Raw genomic sequence first — 19,276 nt, 5'->3', positions numbered from 1 at the left:
GTTGCTCGCCGCTGTCTAGGGTGGAGCCATGGCACTCCAAGATCCAACGAGCGAGCTGTCGGCCGATCCGTACGCCGCGTACGCGCGGCTGCGTGAGGCGGGCCCTGTGCACCGCATCGCCGGGACGGACGGGCTGCCCGCCTGGCTGGTCACCCGCTACGACGACGTACGCCACGCACTTGCCGATCCCCGGCTCTCCCTGGACAAGCGCAACGCGGCACCCGGCGGCTACCGGGGGCTCGCGCTGCCGCCGGCGCTGGACGCGAATCTGCTCAACATGGACCCGCCCGACCACACCCGTATCCGGCGTCTGGTGTCCCGGGCGTTCACCCCGCGCCGTATCGCGCAGCTGCGCGAGCCGATCCGGAAGACAGCCGACCAGCTGTTGGACGCCATCGCCCCGCACGGCCGCGCCGACCTCATCGCCTCGTACGCGGCGCCGCTGCCGATCACCGTCATCTGCGACCTGCTCGGCGTAGCGCCGCAGGACCGGCGCGATTTCCGGGTGTGGACCGATGTCCTGGTTGCCCCGGACCCTGCCGAGCCGTCACGGGCGAAGGAAGCGGTCGGCGCCATGCTGGCGTTCTTCACCCAGCTCATCGCCCGCAAGCGGACCAGCCCGGCCGACGACCTGCTCTCCGCTCTGATCGCGGTACGCGATGAGGAAGACCGGCTGAGTGAGGACGAGTTGATGTCCCTGGCCTTCCTCATCCTCTTCGCCGGATACGAGAACACCGTCCACCTCATCGGCAACGCCACCCTGGCCCTGCTCAGCCACCCGGACCAGCTGGACGCGCTGCGCGCCGACCCCGCCCGACTGGGCGGCGCCGTCGAGGAGTTTGCCCGTTACGACGGCCCCGTCCCGCTGGCCATCCGACGCTTCCCCGTTGAGGACATCACCATCGGCGGCGTCGTGATCCCGGCGGGCGAGACTGTCCTGCTGTCGCTCGCAGCCGCCCACCGCGACCCGCACCGTTTCACCGACCCCGACCGCCTCGACATCGGCCGCGACGCCACCGGTCACCTCGCCCTCGGCCACGGCATTCACTATTGCCTGGGCGCCCCCCTGGCCCGGATGGAGACGGAGATCGCTCTCGCCGCGCTCCTGGAGCGCTTCCCCGGGCTCACACTCGACATCCCGCCCGGCGGACTGCGGTGGCGGCCTTCGATGCGCGCCAGAGGGCTGCTCTCCCTGCCTGTCCGCTACTGAGCCCGGGGCGCTCGCGGGAGTCCCGCGCTTTCAGAAGTCGGCGAGCGTCGGCTCGTCCAGCCGGGCCACCGAGTCCTGTGCGTACGCCGCGACGTAGGCCTCGCGGATCCGCTCGATCAGCGCGTCGCGTACGTGTGCCTCCATGGCCGGGTAGAGCAGGATCAGCTCGTACGAACGCTCCCGCTCGATGGTGCCGTTGGAGTCCCGCCACTGTCCGCGGCCGTCCTGGACCGTCAGCCCGGACGGGAAGCCCGGCGTGACATTCCGGTCGATGAAGGCCATGAACTGCTCGTCGTTCACATCGGGCCCGCCGTCGGGCCGCTCCGTACCGAAGAGGAGCCGCGTCTCGATGTACACGGCACCGCGTGCCGCCGTGGCAGAGGGCCTGGACGCCTTGGCCTGTTCGCTGCCGAGCGCGGCGGTGGAGGCGGGCGCACCCACTGCCAGTACGGCAACGGTGGCCGCGGCGACGGCGAGGAGAGTGCGCTGCTTCAAGGTGAGCACGGGAGCGGTCCTTTCATCAGGAGCCGCGGGGCGGCACCAGGTGTTTGTGGGTGCGGCAAGCGGGCCACGAAACAATGCGCGGGGAGCCGAATTCGTCCGGAATCCACCCGCACGAGCGCATCCCTCGATATCGCGGGCAGAGCCGGACCGACGTGCCGCCACGACCGCCAGTTCGACAATCCGCACACTCGAAAGAGTGAAAGGTTTATGTGCCATAACCCTATTGGTCGCATGGCGTTATTCCGGTGCGGGCGAGTGCCCGTGAACGTCTTCTGAAGGCAGGGAACCCATGAGGCAGGTTCACCGAAAGGGTCTGGCCACCGTGATGCTCACGGGTGGCGCGCTCGCCATTTCGGGCTACGCGCACGCCGACTCGAACGCGGACGGCGGTGCGGCCCGTTCGCCGGGACTGCTGGCCGGCAACACGGTGCAGCTTCCCGTGCACGTCCCGGTCAATGTGTGCGGCAACACAGTCAATGTCGTCGGGGTGCTCAACCCGGCCGCTGGAAACTCCTGCGCCAACACCGGCCAGGGCGACGGGGGTTCGCAGGCCGGGCATTCCGGCACCACCGCCGAAGGCGGGGCCGAGGATTCCCCCGGGGGCCTGGGCGGCAACACTGTCCGAATCCCCATCGATATCCCTGTCAACGTCACCGGGAACTCCGTGAACGTCGTCGGCATCGGGAACGCCGCAATCGGCAATTCCTCGTCCAACACCCCCGGCAAGCCGCCCGTCCGGCCGCGGCCCGCCACCCCGCCGAAGGCCGTCAAGCCGCACATCCCGGCGCCGCGTCCCCAGGCACCCGGCTCCGACGTGGCGCTCGCCCGGACCGGTGCCGGAGGAGTCGCGTACACCCTGCCCGCCGGTGCCGCGATGCTGCTCGGCGGCGTCGTGCTCTACCGCCGCTGCCGGCCCACCCGGGTGTCCGGGCGCCGCGCCTAGGCGGAGCCGCCGGCCGAGTCCGCGTGCCCAGCCGAGTCCGGGCGCCGCGCCCAGTCCGCGTGTTCGGCCGAGTCCGGGCGCCGCGCCCATCCCGGGAGCGGCGCCCAGCCCGAGCGCTCGGCCGAATCCGGAAGGCTCCCCCCGTCCTGGCGCGCCGCCTAAGCGCGCCAGGACGCCAGCACCCCCTCGATCACCGCCGCCACCCGAGTCCGCGCCTCGTGGCGGGCGACCCCGGCCATCAGCAGGGCGTCGTACTCCGTATCGAGATGCCGTACGGACGCCCGCACCGCGGCCGTGACCGCACCCTCCTCCATGGAGCGGCCCGCCGCGGTGCGGCCCACTCGGCCGCTGCCGCGCAACGAGGCGTACGCCGCGACGTGCTGGGCGCGGGCGGGTGGACAGCCGGGAAACAGGCGCAGGATCTCGGCGGCGAGGCAGGCGGTGAACCGTACGTCCTCGGCCGCCCTGCGCACCGCGTCCCTCTCGCGGCGGCGGGCCCGCGCATCCGCGTCCGCCAGGCACGCGGACTCGGCCCTGGTCAGCGCCGCCTCCTCGACGAGCAGCCCCTGGCGTTCATACCGCTTGCGGCGGCGATTGAAGCGGACCACCACCGCACACAGCGAACTCGCCTCGCGGGCACGGCGGGTGAGTGCCGCGCTGCCCTGCGGCAGGTACACCAGGTGGGCAAGGTCCGCGCATTCCAGACAGATCGACGCGTTGAACTCCAGCAGATGCAGCGGAAGAGGCCCCCTACGGCACTCCGCGCAATGCCGCTGTTTCAGTGGTTCGATCACCACCAGGTCCATGCCCGGAGGGTACCCACCAGGTACGCTCCGCTCCCATGACGCTGCACTGTGCCGTGCTCGACGACTACCAGGGCGTCGCGTTCTCCATGGCGGACTGGGCGGCCCTCGCGGGGGAGGTCGAAGTCCGGTCGGTGCGAAGTCATTTCGCCGACGAGGACGAGGTGGCCGAAGCCGTCGGGGACTGCGAGATCCTCGTCGCGATGCGCGAACGGACCCCTTTCCCTGGATCGCTGTTCGCCCGACTGCCGCGTCTCAAGCTGCTGATCACCACCGGCATGCGCAATGCCTCCATCGACCTCGAAGCCGCCGCCCGGCACGGCGTCACCGTCTGCGGCACCGCCAGCAACTCCGAACCGCCCGTCGAGCTGACCTGGGCGCTCATCCTCGGTCTGGCCCGCCAGGTGGAGCGGGAGGCATCGGCCTTCCACCGGAGCGGCCCCTGGCAGTCGACGGTCGGCGCCGATCTGCACGGCCGCCGGCTCGCCCTCATCGGCCTCGGCAAGATCGGCGCGAAAGTCGCCCGCGTCGGCCAGGCGTTCGGCATGGAGGTGATCGCCTGGAGCCAGAACCTCGATGACGAGCGGGCCGCCGAGCACGGAGTCGTACGCGCGCACTCCCTCGGGGAGCTGCTCGAGGCCGGTGACTTCGTCTCCGTGCATCTGCAGCTCAGCGACCGCACCCGCGGTCTGATCGGGGCGAGCGAGCTCAAGCGGATGCGGCGCACCGCATATCTCGTCAACACCTCGCGGGCCACGATCGTCGATCAGGCGGCGCTCGTACAGGCACTGCGCGACGGCTGGATCGCCGGGGTGGGCTCCGACGTCTTCGAGAACGAGCCGCTCCCGGCCGACGACCCGCTGCGCACCGCGCCGAACTTCCTCGGCCTGCCGCACCTGGGCTATGTCACCCGGCGCAATTACGAGGTGTACTTCCAGCAGGCCGTCGAGGACATCGCCGGATATCTCGAAGGCCGCCCGCCGCGCACCCTCACCTCACCCCCGGCGCAGCCGCCTCGATGAACTCGGACAGCGTCTCGCGGGCCCGCTCCGATCGCTGCGACCGGTCCGCCTCGTCTGTCGCCTCGTGCATGCGGTTCGTCACCTCGACGGAGGACTGCCCGCGGGCGAACCGGGTATGAACGGACGCGGAGCAGGCGGCCCGTACCGGGACATGGGCGGGAGCCTGTCCGGTACCTTGAGGCGGTTTCGGCGACAGTGCGGGCGGGCGTTCGCGAGGGAACGCCCCGGCCGTGCCTATGAGTTGGAGGCGCGCGATGAGGTCCATGGGGTTGAAGGACATGCTGGGCAGAGTCGGGCGGCAGGGGCGTACGCGTACGGCGATGGTCCTTGTCGGGTGCCTGGCGGCGCTCGCCACCGTGCCGTCCGCCGCGAACGCGACACCCGGCAGCGGGGTCACGGGCACGGTGCTGGCGCAGGGCGTGTCCGAGGGGACGCTGAAGCTGAAGGCCAAGGGCCGTACGGATGTGGTCGTACGGACCATCACGGTGGCGCCGGGCGGCTCCACCGGCTGGCACCACCACCCCGGACAGCTTCTCGCCGTCGTCAAGTCCGGGACGCTGACCCGGACCCTGGACGACTGCTCGGTCGAGGTGACACCGGCGGGAACCGCCTTCATCGAGCCCGCCGGCGCGCACCACCGGCACATCGGGCGCAACCTGGGCAGCGAGCCGGTCGTGCTGTACGTGACGTATCTGCTGCCCAAGGGCAGCCCGCTGTCGATCGACGCCGACGCGCCGGCCTGCGCCGGAGCATGATGGACGGGTGCGACTCGAAGCGATCACCTGGGAGCGGCTGACCGAGGCCCTGGCCGACCGGGCCCTGGCGGGGAAGGCCGAGGACGGCAGTTCCTGGCTGCGGGTCGGCGTCGACGGGGCGCCCGCGGCGCGGGGTGGAGAGCTGGCGCGGCGGGTCGGGGAGGCGCTGCGGTTGCGGGGGCGGAGCGTTCTTGTCGTCGGGGCCGAGGGGTTTGTGCGGCCCGCTTCGCTGCGGTACGAGTACGGGCGCGAGGACCCCGATACGTACTACAGCGGGTGGTTCGACACCGGGGCGCTGTGGCGGGAGGTCTTCGGGCCGCTGGAAGCCGGTGGCAGCGGGCGCGTGCTGCCCGATCTGTGGGATCCCGTGACCGACCGGGCGACGCGCAGTCCGTATGTCGAACTCCCGTCCGACGGCGTGCTGTTGCTGCATGGGCCATTTCTGCTCGGGCACTGGTTCCCGCTCGATCTGAGCGTGCATCTGCGGCTGTCGCCCGCGGCGCTGCGACGGCGTACGCCGGAGAGCGAGCGCTGGACGCTGCCCGCGTTCGGGCGGTACGAGGACGAGGTGGGGCCGGCGGAGGCCGCCGATGTGGTCGTACGGGCCGATGATCCGCGTCATCCCGCGTGGGGCGGCCTCCGCTGAGCCTGGGCCCGGGCGTGCGGACGCTTCCGCTGGACCTCAGGCGGGCGGCCGTCGATCAGCCTCATCCGGGCTGTGCGGTCGGCCGCCGATCAGCGTCACCGCCTCCGCGCCCGCCCGGCAGCCCTCCGCCGCGGCCGTCGCCGCGTCCGCGCCGGACAGCCGGGCGGCGAGGAACGCGCCGGTGAAGGCGTCGCCCGCACCCGTCGAGTCCACCGCTACCGCCATGACCGGCGGGACGCGCGCCGTGACGGTGCCGGACTCGGCGACCAGCGCGCCGTCCGCGCCCAGCGTGACGACGGTCAGCGGGACAAGGCGGCTCAGCTTCGCGGCCGCGTCGGCAGGGTCGGGCAGGCCGGTGAGGAGGCGGGCCTCGTCGGCGTTCGGGAACAGCACGTCCGCGCCCGCGAGCGCTGCCGACACGCGGTCCACGCCGAGCTCCCCGATGAATCCCGCCGAGGCCGGGTCCACGCTCACCGCGATCGCACGGGCCCGCGCCGACTCCAGGGCGAGCCGGGCCAGTTGACGGCTGGCGGGGGAGAAGAGGAGATAGCCGGAGAGGTGCAGATGGCCGACGCCGTCGAGCAGCGACGGCGACCAGTCGGCAGCGGAGATACGCAGCACCGCACCGCTGTCGGTGAGGAACGTCCGCTCCGCGGTCGCGTCGACCAGCGCGATGACCGTGGCGGTCGGGGCCTCGGCGTCCGCGATGAGGAGCGGCCGTACGCCCGCGGCGCGCAGCCGCGACTCGTGCCAGCCCGCCCCGTCGCGGCCGACCCGGCCGAGGAGGCGGACGTCCCGGCAGCCCCAACGCGCCGCCCAGCACGCCGCATTGGCCCCCGCCCCGCCGGGCAGGATGCGGATCCGGGCCGCCGTGTCCGTCCCGTTGGCGAGGGGTGTCCGGTGCCGGGCCACGACATCGGTGACCACATCGCCGATGACCAGCAACCCGCCCGCGGCGACCGTCACAGCGCCGCCGCGATCCGCGCCGCCAGCCGCACATTCCCCCGCACCGCCGCCACATTGGCCTCCAGCGAAGCCTCTTGTGTCCTGCGCATCAGATGGTCGAGCAGGAACGGGGTCACGGCCTGGCCGCTGATGCCCCGCTCCCGGCACTCGTCCAGTGCCTCGCCGAGCACCCGGTCGTGCAGCGCCGGATCCAGCTGTTCCGCCTCCGGGACAGGATTCGCGACGATCAGCGCCGAATCCGGCCCGCCCAGCGCCTCCTTCGCCCGGATCACCTCCGCCACCTCCTCCGGCGTACGGACCGTCCAGTCGACCGGCTGCCCGGAGGAAGTGAGATAGAAGCCGGGGAACCGGTCGGTGCCGTACCCGAGGACCCCGACGCCCAGCGTTTCCAGCCGCTGCAGCGTCGCGGGCACGTCCAGGACCGACTTCACGCCCGCGCACACCACCGCGATGCGGGTCTGCGCCAGCACCCGCAGATCCGCCGACTCGTCCTGCGTCTCGGTCCACTCGCGGTGCACCCCGCCGAGTCCGCCGGTGGCGAAGACCCGGATCCCGGCCCGCGCCGCCAAAAACGCCGTCGCCGACACGGTTGTCGCCCCGCTCACCCCGGCCGCCAGCGCGGGTGCGAGGTCCCGCTGACCGAGCTTGCGTACGTCGTCGTCTCCCGCGACCCGCTCCAACTGGCGCTTGTCCAGGCCGATATGGATCCTTCCGTCCAGTATCGCGATGGTGGCGGGGACGGCGCCCACGGACCGTACGAGCGCCTCCAACTCCTCGGCGACGGCCAGATTGTGCGGACGCGGCAGTCCATGCGCGATGATCGTCGACTCCAGGGCCACGACGGGCCGCTGCGCGGCGAGCGCTTCCTGTACTTCCGTGGACACTTCAGTCACTTCGGTTCTCAGCAGCATGTCCCATCCCTGGCACGGGAGCGCCGCGTCCAAACCCAGTACCAAGTTCACCCACGGCGGGGGCGAGGGCGAGGTGGTGCGTGGGCAGGAGCGGAACAGTCAGCTGAGCGCTCTGCGTACCGCGAGGGCGGCCATCGGCAGCAACAGGCACGCGGCGACCACGTTCAGCCAGCCGTAGCCCGCCTGCGCGACGATCAGTCCGGCGGCCGCGCCGCCGACGCCCGCCGCTGTGTTCATGGTCAGGTCGGACAGGCCCTGCACGGCGGCCCGGGCGGGCTGCGGCACGGAGTCGGTGAGCAGCGTGGAGCCGGACACCAGGCCCGCCGACCAGCCGAGTCCGAGGACGAAGAGCCCGGCGGCGGTCTGCCCGTGGCTCGCCCCCGCCGTACCGGCGAGCAGTGCGGCCGTGCAGAGCAGCCCGGCCGCCAGGCCGATCACCGCGAGCCGGCCGGCCTTGTCCGCCAGCCAGCCCATCACCGGCGAGAACGCGTACATGCCCGCGATATGGCCGCTGATCACCAAGCCGATCAACTGGATGCCCGCGCCGTGGTGACTGAGCGCGACCGGGGTCATCGACATGATCGACACCATCGCGGTGTGCGAGACGGCGACGGTGACCAGCGCCAGCCGGGCCATCGGCGACTCACGCACGGCGTGCACCCCGGCCCGCAGCGAGCGCCCCTCGGGAGAGCGATCGGCAGGGGACAGCGCGCGGGCGGTCAGCAGCGGATCGGGACGCAGCAGGACAAGGACCATGACCCCGGAGACAAGGAACACCCCGGCAGCCCAGAAGAACGGCCCCGCGGCCGCCGGTATCCCGAGACCGGACACGCTGCGGCCCGCGGGCGCCGCGATATTCGGGCCGAGCACCGCCCCGATCGTGGTCGCCCACACGACATTGGAGATGGCACGGGCGCGCCGCTCGGGTTCGGCGAGGTCGGCGGCCGCGAAGCGCGCCTGCAGATTGGCCGACGAGCCGGCGCCGAAGAGGGCCATGCCCAGGAGCAGCAGCGGAAAGTTCTCGACGACCGCGGCGAGCACGACCACGCCCGCGCCCAATGCGCCCAGCAGATACGCGAGTACAAGCCCGGGCCGCCGCCCGCGGGCCGTCATCAGCGCGGCCAGCGGCATGGACAGCAGCGCGGTCCCGGCCACAGTGGCGGTCGGCGCGAGACCGGCCAGCGCCTCGGTCCCGCTCACCTGCTGCGCCAGCACGGTGGCGAGCGCGATCCCGGTCGCGACGCCGAGCCCGCCGAGGATCTGGCTGGCGATGAGCACCGCGGTGATCCGCCGCCGCAGCGCGGGCAGTTCGTCGGCCGGCACCGGCGCGGGAACCGCGGCCTTGTCGATGGATGTCACCGCGCGTACGCCGTTCCACCGCCGGCCGCGGGACCGGTTGCGGGACCGGCCACGAGGGCGGTCGCGGGGGCAGTCGGGAGACTGGCCACCAAGGGGCTCGCGAAGGCGGCCGGGCTCCCGGCGAACGCGGTCGCGGCAGGGGCGACTGCTCCCGCAACGACTGCGGCAGGCGCATCGGATATGTCAGGTGCGTCAGGGCTGGTGGTCACTGGCGCAGTGTGCCAGCCCGTACGCGCGTACGAAACCGTATGGCCTCGGCACCCGGACCGGTTGCCAGGGTGCAGGCCCCGTCAGAACAGCGGCTCGGGCAGCACCCCTTCCAGCGCCAGCAGCTTCCGCTTGGTCTCCAGACCGCCCCCGAACCCGCCCAGCCCGCCGTCCGTCTCCACCACGCGGTGGCACGGCACGACCACCGGCAGCGGATTGGAGCCCATCGCCGCGCCCACGGCCTGCGCGGCGCCCGGCTGGCCCACCCGGGCAGCCAGGTCGCCGTATCCGACGACCGTGCCGAACGGCACGCCGTTGGCCAGCTCCCGCAGAACCTGCCGGTTGAACCCGCCGGACAGCGACCAGTCCAGGGGCAGGTCGAACTCCCGCAGTCCGCCCGCGAAGTACGCCTTCACCTGGCGTATCGGCTCGGCCAGCAGGCCGGCCTCGTCCTGAACCGGCTCAGCGCCCAGCCGCCCCGCCAACTGCCCGAGCGCCCTGTCCCGTATCGCCGCGTCGGCATGGAAGACCACGCTCACCAGGCCCTCCTCGGTCGCGGCGAGCAGCAACGGCCCGATGTCCGTGTCCACGACGGTCCACTCGAAGCTCTTCATGCGAACCACCGTACGACCGGGCACTGACAGTGCCGGCTCAGTCCACCGCGTCCCGAACGACGTCCGGGTTGTTGGTGATGATGCCGTCCACTCCGAAGCCGTTCACCCGCGCCGCCCCGGCCGCGTCGTTCACGGTCCAGGTGCTGATCCACAGCCGCTCGCCGTGCGCGCCCTTGAGCCGGTGCACCGCGGCCACGTACTCGGCCGAGATGGAGGTGTGCGAAGGGTTGATCTGGTCGGTGAACGCCGCGTATGACGGCAGATCGGCGACCGCGGGCGTACCGAGGAAGCCGGTTGTGATGTCGGGCCGCTGCTGGTGCACGGCCTTCACGCTGTCCGCGCCGAAGCTCTGGATGACCAGCTTGTGCTTGACGTGGAGGCGGTCGAGCCAGCCCTCCTCGCGCAGCACCCGCAGGGTGTCCTTCTCGATGCCCGGGTAGAGCTCGGGCTTCTTGATCTCCAGGAGCAACTTCTGGCCGTTTTCGTCGACCCGGTTCAGGTACTGCCTGAGCGTCGGCACCCGCGCGCCCGCCCACTTCGCGCCGAACCAGCTGCCCGCGTCCAGCGTGGCGATCTCGGCGGCCGTGAAGTCCTTGATCTTCCACGGCGCGCGCGAGGGGAAGCGCTGTTCCGCGTCGGTGGTCCGCGCCAGTGAGTCGTCGTGGACGACGACCAGCTCGCCGTCCTTGGTGCGCTGGACGTCGTTCTCGACCCAGGCGAACCCCATGTCGGCGGCGAGATCGATGGCGGCGAAGGTGTTCTCGGGCGCGTACGCGGAGGCGCCCCGGTGGGCGATTACAAGGGGTTCACAGTGCCGGCCTGCGGTCTGGGCAGCGGTCTGGGTCGTGGCCTCGGCGGCGGCCTCGGCGGCGGGGCCCGGAAGCAGCAGCGCGCTGACTCCCAGGACGGCGGCGGCCGTTGCTGCGGCGGGTCGTGCGTACACCTTGACTCCTCACGGCGTCGGGTCGCGGACGGGCCGAGGGTGACAGTTGACGGCCAACGAAGAACAGGCGAAGTATGGCCGGAACGTGAACGGAACCGCCCGGAGCGCATCACGCGACGGTCTCTGTGTCGATAAATCTCTGTTCAATTGTTTGCTTACCGTGGCGAGAGCCCTACTCTCGCCCCCGGACCAGACGTTCCGTCAGGGATCGCGGGGATCACAAGGAGCGAAGGGCTTAGGGGCATGCAGGGGACTGTCGACGGATTCAGTTACGGCCTCGTCACACCCGTGGCGGCCTATGTGATGGCATGCCTTGGCGGGGCACTCGGCCTGCGCTGCACCACCAGGTCGATCCACGACGGCGGCTCCTTCAAGCCCGGCTGGCTCGCCCTGGGCGCGACCGCCATCGGCTCGGGCGTCTGGACGATGCACTTCACCGCGATGATGGGCTTCACCGTCGCCGAGGCCCCCGTCGGCTACGACCGACCGACGACCTTCGCCAGCCTGGCAGTCGCCATCGTGATGGCCGGCATCGGGATCTTCATCGTCGGATACCGCGGCGCGACCCGCATGGCCCTGGTCACCGGCGGCACGATCACCGGCCTCGGGGTGGCGTCCATGCACTACCTCGGTATGGCAGGAATGCGACTGCAGGGGCGCGTCGAGTACGACACGCTTACCGTCGTTCTCTCCGTGGTCATCGCCGTCGTGGCCGCCACCTCGGCCCTCTGGGCGGCCGTGATGGTCCACGGCTTCCTGGCGAGCCTCGGCGCCAGCCTGGTGATGGGCATCGCCGTGAGCGGCATGCACTACACCGGGATGGCGGCGGTCAGCGTCCACCTGCACGGGGCGGCCGGCTCGGCCGGCACCGGCGAATCGGCCGCCACACTGCTCGCCCCCATGCTGGTCGGCCCGGTGGTCTTCCTGCTGCTCGCCGCAGTGGTGGTGATGTTCGACCCGCTCCTCGTCATGGGCCGGCCGGACTGGCAGCAGAGCCCCCAGGGGATCCCCGCCCGCCCCGGCGTGCCCGCGCAGCACGCCGGGCAGCGGCAGGGACAGGCCGCGGCCTGGGCCGCCGACCGGTCCCCCCGCCGGGGCTCGCAGCGGTCCGGCGACTGGTGAGTGTCCGAGCCCACAGCGGATCGCCTCCGGTCGTCGATCGCCTCCGGTTGTCAGTGGTGGGTCGTACGGTGGATTAATGCGGCCCGTTTCCAAGATCGAACGTACGGTGGCGCCTTTCGAGGTCGTCAGTTCCTACCAGCCCAGCGGCGACCAGCCGGCGGCCATCGCCGACCTGGAGCGGCGCATCCGCGCAGGTGAGAAGGATGTCGTCCTGCTGGGCGCAACCGGCACCGGCAAGTCGGCGACCACCGCCTGGATGATCGAGAAGCTTCAGCGCCCCACCCTGGTGATGGCGCCGAACAAGACCCTGGCCGCCCAGCTGGCGAACGAGTTCCGAGAGCTTCTGCCGAACAACGCCGTCGAGTACTTCGTCTCGTACTACGACTACTACCAGCCCGAGGCGTACGTCCCGCAGTCGGACACCTACATCGAGAAGGACTCCTCGATCAATGAGGAGGTCGAGCGGCTGCGCCACTCCGCGACGAACTCCCTGCTCACCCGTCGCGATGTGATCGTGGTCGCCTCCGTCTCGTGCATCTACGGCCTCGGTACCCCGCAGGAGTACGTCGACCGGATGGTGCCCCTCAAGGTCGGCGAGGAGATCGACCGCGACCAGCTGCTGCGCCGCTTCGTCGACATCCAGTACACGCGCAACGACGTGGCCTTCGCGCGCGGCACCTTCCGGGTCCGGGGCGACACCATCGAGATCTTCCCGGTCTACGAGGAGCTCGCCGTCCGCATCGAGATGTTCGGCGACGAGATCGAGGCGCTCTCCACCCTCCACCCGCTCACCGGCGAGATCATCAGCGAGGACCAGTCGCTGTACGTCTTCCCGGCCAGCCACTATGTGGCGGGCCCGGAGCGCATGGAGAAGGCGATCAACGGCATCGAGGTGGAGCTGGAGCAGCGCCTCGCCGAACTCGACAAGCAGGGCAAGCTGCTGGAGTCCCAGCGGCTGCGCATGCGCACGTCGTACGACATCGAGATGATGCGCCAGATCGGCTCCTGCTCCGGCATCGAGAACTACTCGATGCACTTCGACGACCGGGGCCCCGGCTCCGCGCCCAACACCCTCATCGACTACTTCCCCGAGGACTTCCTCCTCGTCATCGACGAGTCGCATGTCACCGTCCCGCAGATCGGCGCGATGTACGAGGGCGACGCCTCGCGCAAGCGGACCCTGGTCGACCACGGCTTCCGGCTGCCGTCCGCCCTCGACAACCGGCCGCTGAAGTGGGAGGAGTTCCAGAAGCGGATCGGCCAGACGGTCTACCTGTCGGCGACCCCGGGGAAGTATGAACTCTCCCGCGGCGACGGCTTCGTGGAGCAGATCATCCGCCCCACCGGACTGATCGACCCGGAAGTCGTCGTCAAGCCCACCGAGGGCCAGATCGACGACCTGGTGCACGAGATCCGTCTGCGCACGGAGAAGGACGAGCGTGTCCTGGTCACCACCCTCACCAAGAAGATGGCCGAGGACCTCACGGACTACTTCCTCGAAATGGGCATCCAGGTCCGGTACCTGCACAGTGACGTCGACACCCTGCGCCGGGTCGAGCTGCTGCGCGAACTGCGCGCCGGTGAGTACGACGTGCTGGTCGGCATCAACCTGCTGCGTGAGGGCCTCGACCTCCCCGAGGTGTCACTCGTGGCCATTCTCGACGCCGACAAGCAGGGCTTCCTGCGCTCCGGCACCTCGCTGATCCAGACCATCGGCCGCGCGGCGCGCAATGTCTCCGGCCAGGTCCATATGTACGCGGACACCATCACCCCGGCGATGGCACAGGCCATCGAGGAGACCAACCGCCGCCGGGAGAAGCAGGTCGCGTACAACACCGAGCGCGGCCTCGACCCGCAGCCGCTCCGCAAGAAGATCAACGACATCGTCGCGACCATCGCGCGCGAGGAACTCGACACAGAAGAGCTGCTCGGCACCGGCTACCGCCAGGCGAAGGCGGACAAGCCCGGCAAGGGCGCCAAGGCGCCGGTCCCGGCGCTCGGCGGCCGGGGCGGCAAGACGGGCGAGGTGCTCAGCGACCGGCCCGCGGCCGAACTGGCCGGGATCATCGAGGAGATGACCGACCGGATGCGGGCCGCTGCGGCCGACCTGCAGTTCGAGATCGCCGCGCGGCTGCGCGACGAGGTGAGCGAGTTGAAGAAGGAGCTGCGCCAGATGAAGGAGGCGGGCCTCGCCTGAGCCCCACGCACCTGGTGTGTTTCAAGACCGACACAAAAACGAACCAGCCCTGCTGCGCTGTCGGCGCCACTGCGTAGGGTTTCAGTCCAACCGCCCAGACAGCCGGGCGAGGGGAACGTTCTGAGAGGGGACAGCGCGTGAGCGTCAACTTGTCCAAGGGACAGGGCATCAGCCTGCAGAAGTCCGACGGGGGCGAACTGAGTGCGGTGCGGATGGGCCTGGGCTGGCAGGCGGCCCCTCGCCGTGGACTGTTCGGGTCGCGCACGAGGGAGGTCGACCTCGACGCGTCGGCCGTGCTGTTCGCCGACAAGCAGCCGGTGGACGTGGTCTTCTTCCGCCACCTCGTCAGCGACGACGGCTCCGTCCGGCACACCGGGGACAACCTGGTCGGCGGAGCGGGCTCGGGCGGCGACGACGAGGCCATCCTCGTCGATCTCCAGCGGGTGCCGGTCCACATCGACCAGATCGTCTTCACGGTGAACTCCTTCACCGGGCAGACCTTCGCCGAGGTGCAGAACGCGTTCTGCCGCATCGTCGACGAGACCAACGGCCAGGAGCTCGCCCGCTACACGCTCACCGGCGGTGGTCAGTACACCGCTCAGATCATGGCGAAGGTGCACCGTGTGGGCGGCGGCTGGCAGATGACCGCCGTCGGCACCCCGGCCAACGGCCGTACCTTCCAGGACCTGATGCCGGCGATCCTTCCGCACCTGTAGGCACGGCGCGTACGGAGGACACGCAGCTCCCGGAGGCACGAGGCCGCCGGGAGCTGCACCGCTCACCACCACCGCACAGCACTGAGGGGACAGAGCGATGACGGCCGAGCTGGTTCGGGGGCAGAACCACCCCTTGCCCCAGACCCGTCTGGAGATTCGGGTGTCGGCAGGCCATCCGGTCGTGGCCTGCGCCACCTGCTCCGACCCGCACGGGGCAGTGCGGGACGAGTGGATCGCGCACCCCGGCGCACCCACGCTGCCCGGCATCGAGGTGTCCCGGCGGGCCACCGAAGCGCCCCGGTTCACCGTGGATCTGGACGCGGTGCCCGAGGCGGTGCATCAGGTCAATGTGCTGCTCGCCCTCCCCCAAGGCGCCGGCGGCCCTGCCCACTTCGGCGCCACCGCGGCCCCCTTCGTCGTCGTCACCGGCCAGGACGACGCCGAGCTGGCCAGCTTCACCATCACCGGCCTGGACGCCGAGACCGCGCTCGTCGCGGTCGAGCTGTATCGCCGTCAGGGTGCCTGGAAGGTGCGCGCTGTGGGCCAGGGGTACGCGGGCGGGCTCGCGGAGCTGCTGGCCGACCAGGGGCTGCGCAAGGCCCGCGAGACGGCCACCGCTGTGCAGGAGACGGTGGCTGTGCGCATACCCCGGGCGGAGCCGGCGCAGCTGCGTACGAGCGCCGCCGACGGCGCGTACACCAGGCCGGCCACACCGCGGCCGAACCCTACGCCCGGGTCGAACCAGACACCCGGGTCGAACCAGACGCCGGGGCCGAACCAGACGGCCGGGCCGGACGCGACGCTTGCGCCCGGGCCGGACGCGACCCTCCGGGACGGCCTGTCGGCCGCCGGCGCCGCGAGCTCCCAGCCCACGCCCACACCCGACGCGCCGCAGCCGCCGGGTGGCCCGATCAACTACGCGCACCCGCGGCGTCAGTCCGTCGCACCCCCGTCGCCGCCCCCGGCCGCCGCGCCCGCCCGGCCCGGGCAACCGGCCCCGCCGGTCGCGGGCGACGCCACCGGCTGGTCCATGGAGGAGCGGCTCTACAACCAGGTCTGGGGCATGTTCGAGGACCTGGCCCGCAGCGTCGCCGCGTACCGCAGCGCCGTCGACTTCGCCGAGAGCCGACTGGACCAGGAACTCGACCAGGTGCTCTCCGACCCGCGCAGCCGCATCGGCGGCACGGGGGACGCCGCCCGCGAGGCGGCCCGCGCCAAGTGCGAGGAGCTGACCGACCGGGCCCGTCAGGCTCTGGACCGCGACCTGGCCCAGCTCACCGCCGAGTCCGAGGTCGTCGAGCCCGCGCTGCCGCCCGCCTTCGCCCGCTGGGACAACCCGGCGTGGCATGCGTACCGCGTCCCGATGGAGATCCCGATGGCGCTGCGCCTGGGCGATCTCCAGCTGCCCGAGAGCCCCGAGCTGCGCATTCCGTTCCTGGTGCGGCTGCCGCTGGAGCGGGGGCTGTGGGTGGACAGCGGACGTTCCGGTTCCGAGGCGGCGATCGTGCTGGACGAGGCACAGCTGCGCCGGCTCGCCCTGGACTGCGCGGTCGCTCACGCGGCCCGGCTGCTCGCGGTCTATCCACCGGGCGAGTTCACGGTCCATGTCATCGACCCGGCGGGCACGGCGGCCCCATCGCTCGCCCCGCTGGTCGGCTCCGGGGCCCTCGCCGGCCCGCCGGCGGCCGGCGCACAGGGCGTGAGCGACACGCTCGCCAAGCTCACCCAGCGGGTGGACCTGGTGACGATGGCGGTCCGCGGCGGCGCGGCCGACTCGCTTCCGCCCGACCTGGACACGGCGGAACAGCTGCTGATCGTCAACGACTTCCCGCACGGTTTCGACGACCGCGCGGTCACCCAGCTGCGCTACCTCGCCGACGAGGGCCCGGCGGTCGGAGTCCATCTGCTGATGGTCGCGGACCGCGAGGACGCGAGCGCGTACGGACCGGTGCTCGACCCGCTCTGGCGCTCGCTGTTGCGCATCACTCCTGTCCCGGACGACCACCTGGCCGACCCGTGGGTCCGGCACGCCTGGACGTACGAGCCGCTCACGGTGCCGCCGGGCAGCGCCGTGCTGCGCCAGGTGCTGGACCAAGTGGTCGCGGCCCGTCGCTCCTGGCGTCGCTGACCTGCGCACTTGAAGCCCGCTTACCAACCTCTTTACCTTCTCTTGGGGATTCCTGTACGCTTCTTTGAGCGGAGGGGAGTACTCCCGGCTGCGGCGTTCCCGTCAGTACGGACCGATACCGGTCCCGGGTCGCCGGCCCGTGGCGGCAGAGCCGCTTGGGTGGAGGAGACCTCCGGCAGCGACGACGCTGATCAGTAGCCGTACGACGCCGGAGGCGCAGTGGACGTTTCATGGACCCTGTGGGTGCTGACCATTCTTGGTCTGTCCGCCCTGATCGCGATCGACTTCTTCATCGGGCGCAAGCCTCATGACGTGTCGATCAAGGAAGCCGGAGTCTGGACCGTTGTCTGGATCGTCCTGGCCGCTCTCTTCGGCCTCGGCCTGCTGATATTCGGCGAGAGCCAGGCATCGGGAGAGTTCTTCGCGGGCTTCATCACCGAGAAGTCGCTGAGCGTCGACAATCTCTTCGTCTTCGTCCTGATCATGGCGAAGTTCTCGGTGCCGTCCCACCTCCAGCAGCGGGTGCTGCTCATCGGCGTGCTGATCGCTCTCGTCCTGCGCGCCGTCTTCATCGCGGCCGGAGCCGCGATCATCGCCAGCTTCTCGTGGGTCTTCTACATCTTCGGCGCGTTCCTGATCTACACCGCCTGGAAGCTCATCCAGGAGGCGCGCTCCAACGAGGAGGAAGAGGAGTTCGAGGAGAACCGCCTCCTCAAGTCCATCGAGAACCGCTTCGGAGTCGCCGACAAGTACCACGGCACCAAGCTCTTCATCCGCAACAACGGCAAGCGCGTCCTGACCCCGTTGATGGTGGTCATGCTCGCCATCGGCACCACCGATGTGCTCTTCGCGCTGGACTCCATCCCCGCGATCTTCGGCCTGACCCAGGACCCGTACATCGTCTTCACCGCGAACGCCTTCGCGCTGATGGGCCTGCGGCAGCTGTACTTCCTGATCGGCGGACTGCTGAGGAAGCTGGTCCACCTCAGTTATGGGCTGTCGGTGATCCTCGGCTTCATCGGCGTCAAGCTGGTGCTGCACGCGCTGCACGAGGGCGGGGTGCATGTTCCCGAGATATCGATTCCGTTCTCGCTGGCGGTCATCTGCGGTGTGCTGGTCATCACCACGATCACCAGTCTGATCGCCTCGAAGAAGACGGCGGAGCGGGAAGCGGCAGAGGCGGCGCAGAAGGCCGGGAACGCGGAGAAGGACAGCGTCGAGGCTTGACGTTCACGTTCTGACGTTCGTGCCGGCCTTCGTACCCATCTTCGTATGGCACAGCGCTCTCAGCGCCGGGGCGGGGTTTGGGCGGACAGCGGGGCTCCGTCATGATCGGGAGCGCAGCCGGGCAGTGTCAGCGACGACATCGAATTGCGCCGGGCCCGAATCGGCAAGGACGTGAACACCCATGCGCGTACAGGAAGAGGGGCGGCAGCCCGCCCCCGCTCTGCGGCTCGACCGTGCCGCCGAGCCGCCGCAGGGCGCCGTTCTGCTGCTGCACGGCGGAACCGCCGACGCCCTGGAGCCGCCGACGCGGTGGAACCTGCCCGGCGTCCGGATGCGCCCCTTCGCCCGGGCGATCGCGCGGGCCACGGTCGACCACGATGTGGTGCTCGGCAGAGTCAGCTACCGCCACCGCGGCTGGAACGGCGTACGCGCCGACGCCGCGCGTGACGCGCTGCGGGCCATTGACGAACTGGCCTTTCTCACCGGGCCGGTCCCGGTCGTCCTGGTCGGCCACTCGATGGGCGGCCGGGCCGCACTGCGGGCCGCGAGCCACCCCCTCGTGGAGGCCGTCGTCGGCCTCGCCCCCTGGTGCCCGGCCGGAGAGCCGGTGGCACACCTGGAGGCCAAGCGCATCGTGCTGGTGCACGGCGACCGCGACAGGGTGACCGACCCACGCGGCTCCTGGGAACTCGCGGCCGCGGCCCGAGCCGCCGGCGCCGAGTCCTGCGCGCTGCGGATGCCGGGCGGCGACCACGCGATGCTCCGCCGCGCCGGCTCCTGGCACGCGCTCACTGCCCGCCTGGTCACCGGGCTCCTGCGGCTGGGACCTCTGCCGCCGGCGGTGTCGGAAAGCTTCGACGACTTCGACAGGTTCGGCGACTTCGGGCCGAGCGACGTCCCGTCAGCGGACGGCAACTGACCCGGCGGCGTACGACAGCACGGAACGAATGCGCAAGACGCGAGCAAGAACCGCGAGCAGGAACTGCGAGTAAGGGACGAGTGC

General features: G+C 71.0%; 19 protein-coding genes. 11 read left to right on the top strand and 8 right to left on the bottom strand.

Going from position 1 to position 19,276, the window contains the following annotated elements; genetic code table 11:
* Window positions 1–28 precede the first annotated feature (28 nt).
* Window positions 29–1,210, top strand: coding sequence for a cytochrome P450 (locus J7E87_RS13700; RefSeq protein ID WP_215093542.1), 1,182 nt, complete (start codon window positions 29–31; stop codon window positions 1,208–1,210).
* A 30-nt stretch (window positions 1,211–1,240) separates the two neighbouring features.
* On the opposite strand, the gene J7E87_RS13695 is transcribed toward J7E87_RS13700, so the two are convergent.
* Window positions 1,241–1,714: a DUF3574 domain-containing protein gene (locus tag J7E87_RS13695; protein WP_374195171.1), complete on the bottom strand. Its 474-nt coding sequence runs from the start codon at window positions 1,712–1,714 to the stop codon at window positions 1,241–1,243.
* A 289-nt stretch (window positions 1,715–2,003) separates the two neighbouring features.
* On the opposite strand from J7E87_RS13695, the gene J7E87_RS13690 reads away from it, so the two are divergent.
* Window positions 2,004–2,657 carry a chaplin gene (locus tag J7E87_RS13690; RefSeq protein WP_215093538.1) on the top strand — a complete coding sequence of 218 codons (654 nt, stop codon included), beginning with the start codon at window positions 2,004–2,006 and terminating at the stop codon, window positions 2,655–2,657.
* Between the two features lie 158 nt (window positions 2,658–2,815).
* On the opposite strand, the gene J7E87_RS13685 is transcribed toward J7E87_RS13690, so the two are convergent.
* Window positions 2,816–3,463, bottom strand: a complete 648-nt coding sequence (locus J7E87_RS13685) for a DUF2293 domain-containing protein (RefSeq protein ID WP_215093536.1) — start codon at window positions 3,461–3,463, stop codon at window positions 2,816–2,818.
* A 35-nt stretch (window positions 3,464–3,498) separates the two neighbouring features.
* On the opposite strand from J7E87_RS13685, the gene J7E87_RS13680 reads away from it, so the two are divergent.
* Window positions 3,499–4,482: a D-2-hydroxyacid dehydrogenase family protein gene (locus J7E87_RS13680; RefSeq protein WP_215093534.1), complete on the top strand. Its 984-nt coding sequence runs from the start codon at window positions 3,499–3,501 to the stop codon at window positions 4,480–4,482.
* On the opposite strand, the gene J7E87_RS13675 is transcribed toward J7E87_RS13680, so the two are convergent.
* Window positions 4,451–4,762, bottom strand: a complete 312-nt coding sequence (locus tag J7E87_RS13675) for a hypothetical protein (RefSeq protein WP_215093532.1) — start codon at window positions 4,760–4,762, stop codon at window positions 4,451–4,453. The two genes, J7E87_RS13680 and J7E87_RS13675, sit on opposite strands and share 32 nt — an antisense overlap.
* On the opposite strand from J7E87_RS13675, the gene J7E87_RS13670 reads away from it, so the two are divergent.
* Window positions 4,761–5,237: a cupin domain-containing protein gene (locus tag J7E87_RS13670; protein WP_308312927.1), complete on the top strand. Its 477-nt coding sequence runs from the start codon at window positions 4,761–4,763 to the stop codon at window positions 5,235–5,237. The genes J7E87_RS13675 and J7E87_RS13670 overlap by 2 nt on opposite strands.
* Before the next feature lie 7 nt (window positions 5,238–5,244).
* Window positions 5,245–5,883, top strand: a complete 639-nt coding sequence (locus J7E87_RS13665; protein WP_215093530.1) for a uridine kinase — start codon at window positions 5,245–5,247, stop codon at window positions 5,881–5,883.
* A gap of 36 nt (window positions 5,884–5,919) precedes the next feature.
* Here J7E87_RS13665 and J7E87_RS13660 read toward each other — a convergent pair whose 3' ends face one another.
* The 5 genes from J7E87_RS13660 to J7E87_RS13640 all read right to left on the bottom strand — a co-directional run bounded on the left by J7E87_RS13660 (window position 5,920) and on the right by J7E87_RS13640 (window position 10,883).
* Window positions 5,920–6,849 carry a PfkB family carbohydrate kinase gene (locus J7E87_RS13660; RefSeq protein WP_215093528.1) on the bottom strand — a complete coding sequence of 310 codons (930 nt, stop codon included), beginning with the start codon at window positions 6,847–6,849 and terminating at the stop codon, window positions 5,920–5,922.
* Complete coding sequence (locus J7E87_RS13655) at window positions 6,846–7,760, bottom strand: pseudouridine-5'-phosphate glycosidase (protein WP_215093526.1); 915 nt, start codon at window positions 7,758–7,760, stop codon at window positions 6,846–6,848. Before J7E87_RS13655 ends, J7E87_RS13660 begins: the two co-directional genes overlap by 4 nt.
* A 99-nt stretch (window positions 7,761–7,859) precedes the next feature.
* A complete protein-coding gene (locus tag J7E87_RS13650; protein ID WP_215093524.1) occupies window positions 7,860–9,119 on the bottom strand; it encodes an MFS transporter in 1,260 nt (419 codons plus the stop codon).
* 290 nt (window positions 9,120–9,409) lie between these two features.
* On the bottom strand, window positions 9,410–9,940 hold the full coding sequence (locus J7E87_RS13645; RefSeq protein WP_215093522.1) for a methylated-DNA--[protein]-cysteine S-methyltransferase: 531 nt from the start codon (window positions 9,938–9,940) through the stop codon (window positions 9,410–9,412).
* Between the two features lie 37 nt (window positions 9,941–9,977).
* Window positions 9,978–10,883 carry a glycerophosphodiester phosphodiesterase family protein gene (locus J7E87_RS13640; protein ID WP_215093520.1) on the bottom strand — a complete coding sequence of 302 codons (906 nt, stop codon included), beginning with the start codon at window positions 10,881–10,883 and terminating at the stop codon, window positions 9,978–9,980.
* Window positions 10,884–11,126: 243 nt separating this feature from the next.
* Between J7E87_RS13640 and J7E87_RS13635 the strand changes: the two genes are divergently transcribed.
* The 6 genes from J7E87_RS13635 to J7E87_RS13610 all read left to right on the top strand — a co-directional run bounded on the left by J7E87_RS13635 (window position 11,127) and on the right by J7E87_RS13610 (window position 19,192).
* Complete coding sequence (locus J7E87_RS13635) at window positions 11,127–12,005, top strand: MHYT domain-containing protein (RefSeq protein ID WP_215093518.1); 879 nt, start codon at window positions 11,127–11,129, stop codon at window positions 12,003–12,005.
* A 76-nt stretch (window positions 12,006–12,081) separates the two neighbouring features.
* A complete protein-coding gene (uvrB, locus tag J7E87_RS13630; protein WP_215093516.1) occupies window positions 12,082–14,202 on the top strand; it encodes an excinuclease ABC subunit UvrB in 2,121 nt (706 codons plus the stop codon).
* 137 nt (window positions 14,203–14,339) lie between these two features.
* Window positions 14,340–14,918: a TerD family protein gene (locus J7E87_RS13625; RefSeq protein ID WP_215093514.1), complete on the top strand. Its 579-nt coding sequence runs from the start codon at window positions 14,340–14,342 to the stop codon at window positions 14,916–14,918.
* Between the two features lie 97 nt (window positions 14,919–15,015).
* Window positions 15,016–17,046 carry a TerD family protein gene (locus J7E87_RS13620; protein ID WP_215093512.1) on the top strand — a complete coding sequence of 677 codons (2,031 nt, stop codon included), beginning with the start codon at window positions 15,016–15,018 and terminating at the stop codon, window positions 17,044–17,046.
* A gap of 219 nt (window positions 17,047–17,265) precedes the next feature.
* Window positions 17,266–18,273 (top strand): TerC/Alx family metal homeostasis membrane protein, encoded by a 1,008-nt coding sequence (locus J7E87_RS13615; RefSeq protein WP_215093510.1) that lies wholly within the window; start codon window positions 17,266–17,268, stop codon window positions 18,271–18,273.
* A 181-nt stretch (window positions 18,274–18,454) separates the two neighbouring features.
* Window positions 18,455–19,192 (top strand): alpha/beta hydrolase, encoded by a 738-nt coding sequence (locus J7E87_RS13610; RefSeq protein WP_215093507.1) that lies wholly within the window; start codon window positions 18,455–18,457, stop codon window positions 19,190–19,192.
* Window positions 19,193–19,276: the final 84 nt, after the last annotated feature.

This window comes from Streptomyces sp. ISL-1 (assembly GCF_018614585.1).
Classification (GTDB): Bacteria; Actinomycetota; Actinomycetes; order Streptomycetales; family Streptomycetaceae; genus Streptomyces; species Streptomyces maoxianensis.
The sequence above is the reverse complement of the archived record's forward strand: the minus strand, read 5'-3'. Positions and strand labels throughout refer to the sequence as shown.

Excerpts from the sequence above, each read along its gene's own strand:
- J7E87_RS13700 (WP_215093542.1), top strand. The coding sequence starts at position 29 with ATGGCACTCCAAGATCCAACGAGCGAGCTGTCGGCCGATCCGTACGCC.
- J7E87_RS13690 (WP_215093538.1), top strand. The coding sequence starts at position 2,004 with ATGAGGCAGGTTCACCGAAAGGGTCTGGCCACCGTGATGCTCACGGGT.
- J7E87_RS13685 (WP_215093536.1), bottom strand. The coding sequence starts at position 3,463 with ATGGACCTGGTGGTGATCGAACCACTGAAACAGCGGCATTGCGCGGAG.
- J7E87_RS13680 (WP_215093534.1), top strand. The coding sequence starts at position 3,499 with ATGACGCTGCACTGTGCCGTGCTCGACGACTACCAGGGCGTCGCGTTC.
- J7E87_RS13670 (WP_308312927.1), top strand. The coding sequence starts at position 4,761 with ATGCTGGGCAGAGTCGGGCGGCAGGGGCGTACGCGTACGGCGATGGTC.
- J7E87_RS13675 (WP_215093532.1), bottom strand. The coding sequence starts at position 4,762 with ATGTCCTTCAACCCCATGGACCTCATCGCGCGCCTCCAACTCATAGGC.
- J7E87_RS13655 (WP_215093526.1), bottom strand. The coding sequence starts at position 7,760 with ATGCTGCTGAGAACCGAAGTGACTGAAGTGTCCACGGAAGTACAGGAA.
- J7E87_RS13645 (WP_215093522.1), bottom strand. The coding sequence starts at position 9,940 with ATGAAGAGCTTCGAGTGGACCGTCGTGGACACGGACATCGGGCCGTTG.
- J7E87_RS13635 (WP_215093518.1), top strand. The coding sequence starts at position 11,127 with ATGCAGGGGACTGTCGACGGATTCAGTTACGGCCTCGTCACACCCGTG.
- uvrB (WP_215093516.1), top strand. The coding sequence starts at position 12,082 with ATGCGGCCCGTTTCCAAGATCGAACGTACGGTGGCGCCTTTCGAGGTC.
- J7E87_RS13620 (WP_215093512.1), top strand. The coding sequence starts at position 15,016 with ATGACGGCCGAGCTGGTTCGGGGGCAGAACCACCCCTTGCCCCAGACC.
- J7E87_RS13610 (WP_215093507.1), top strand. The coding sequence starts at position 18,455 with ATGCGCGTACAGGAAGAGGGGCGGCAGCCCGCCCCCGCTCTGCGGCTC.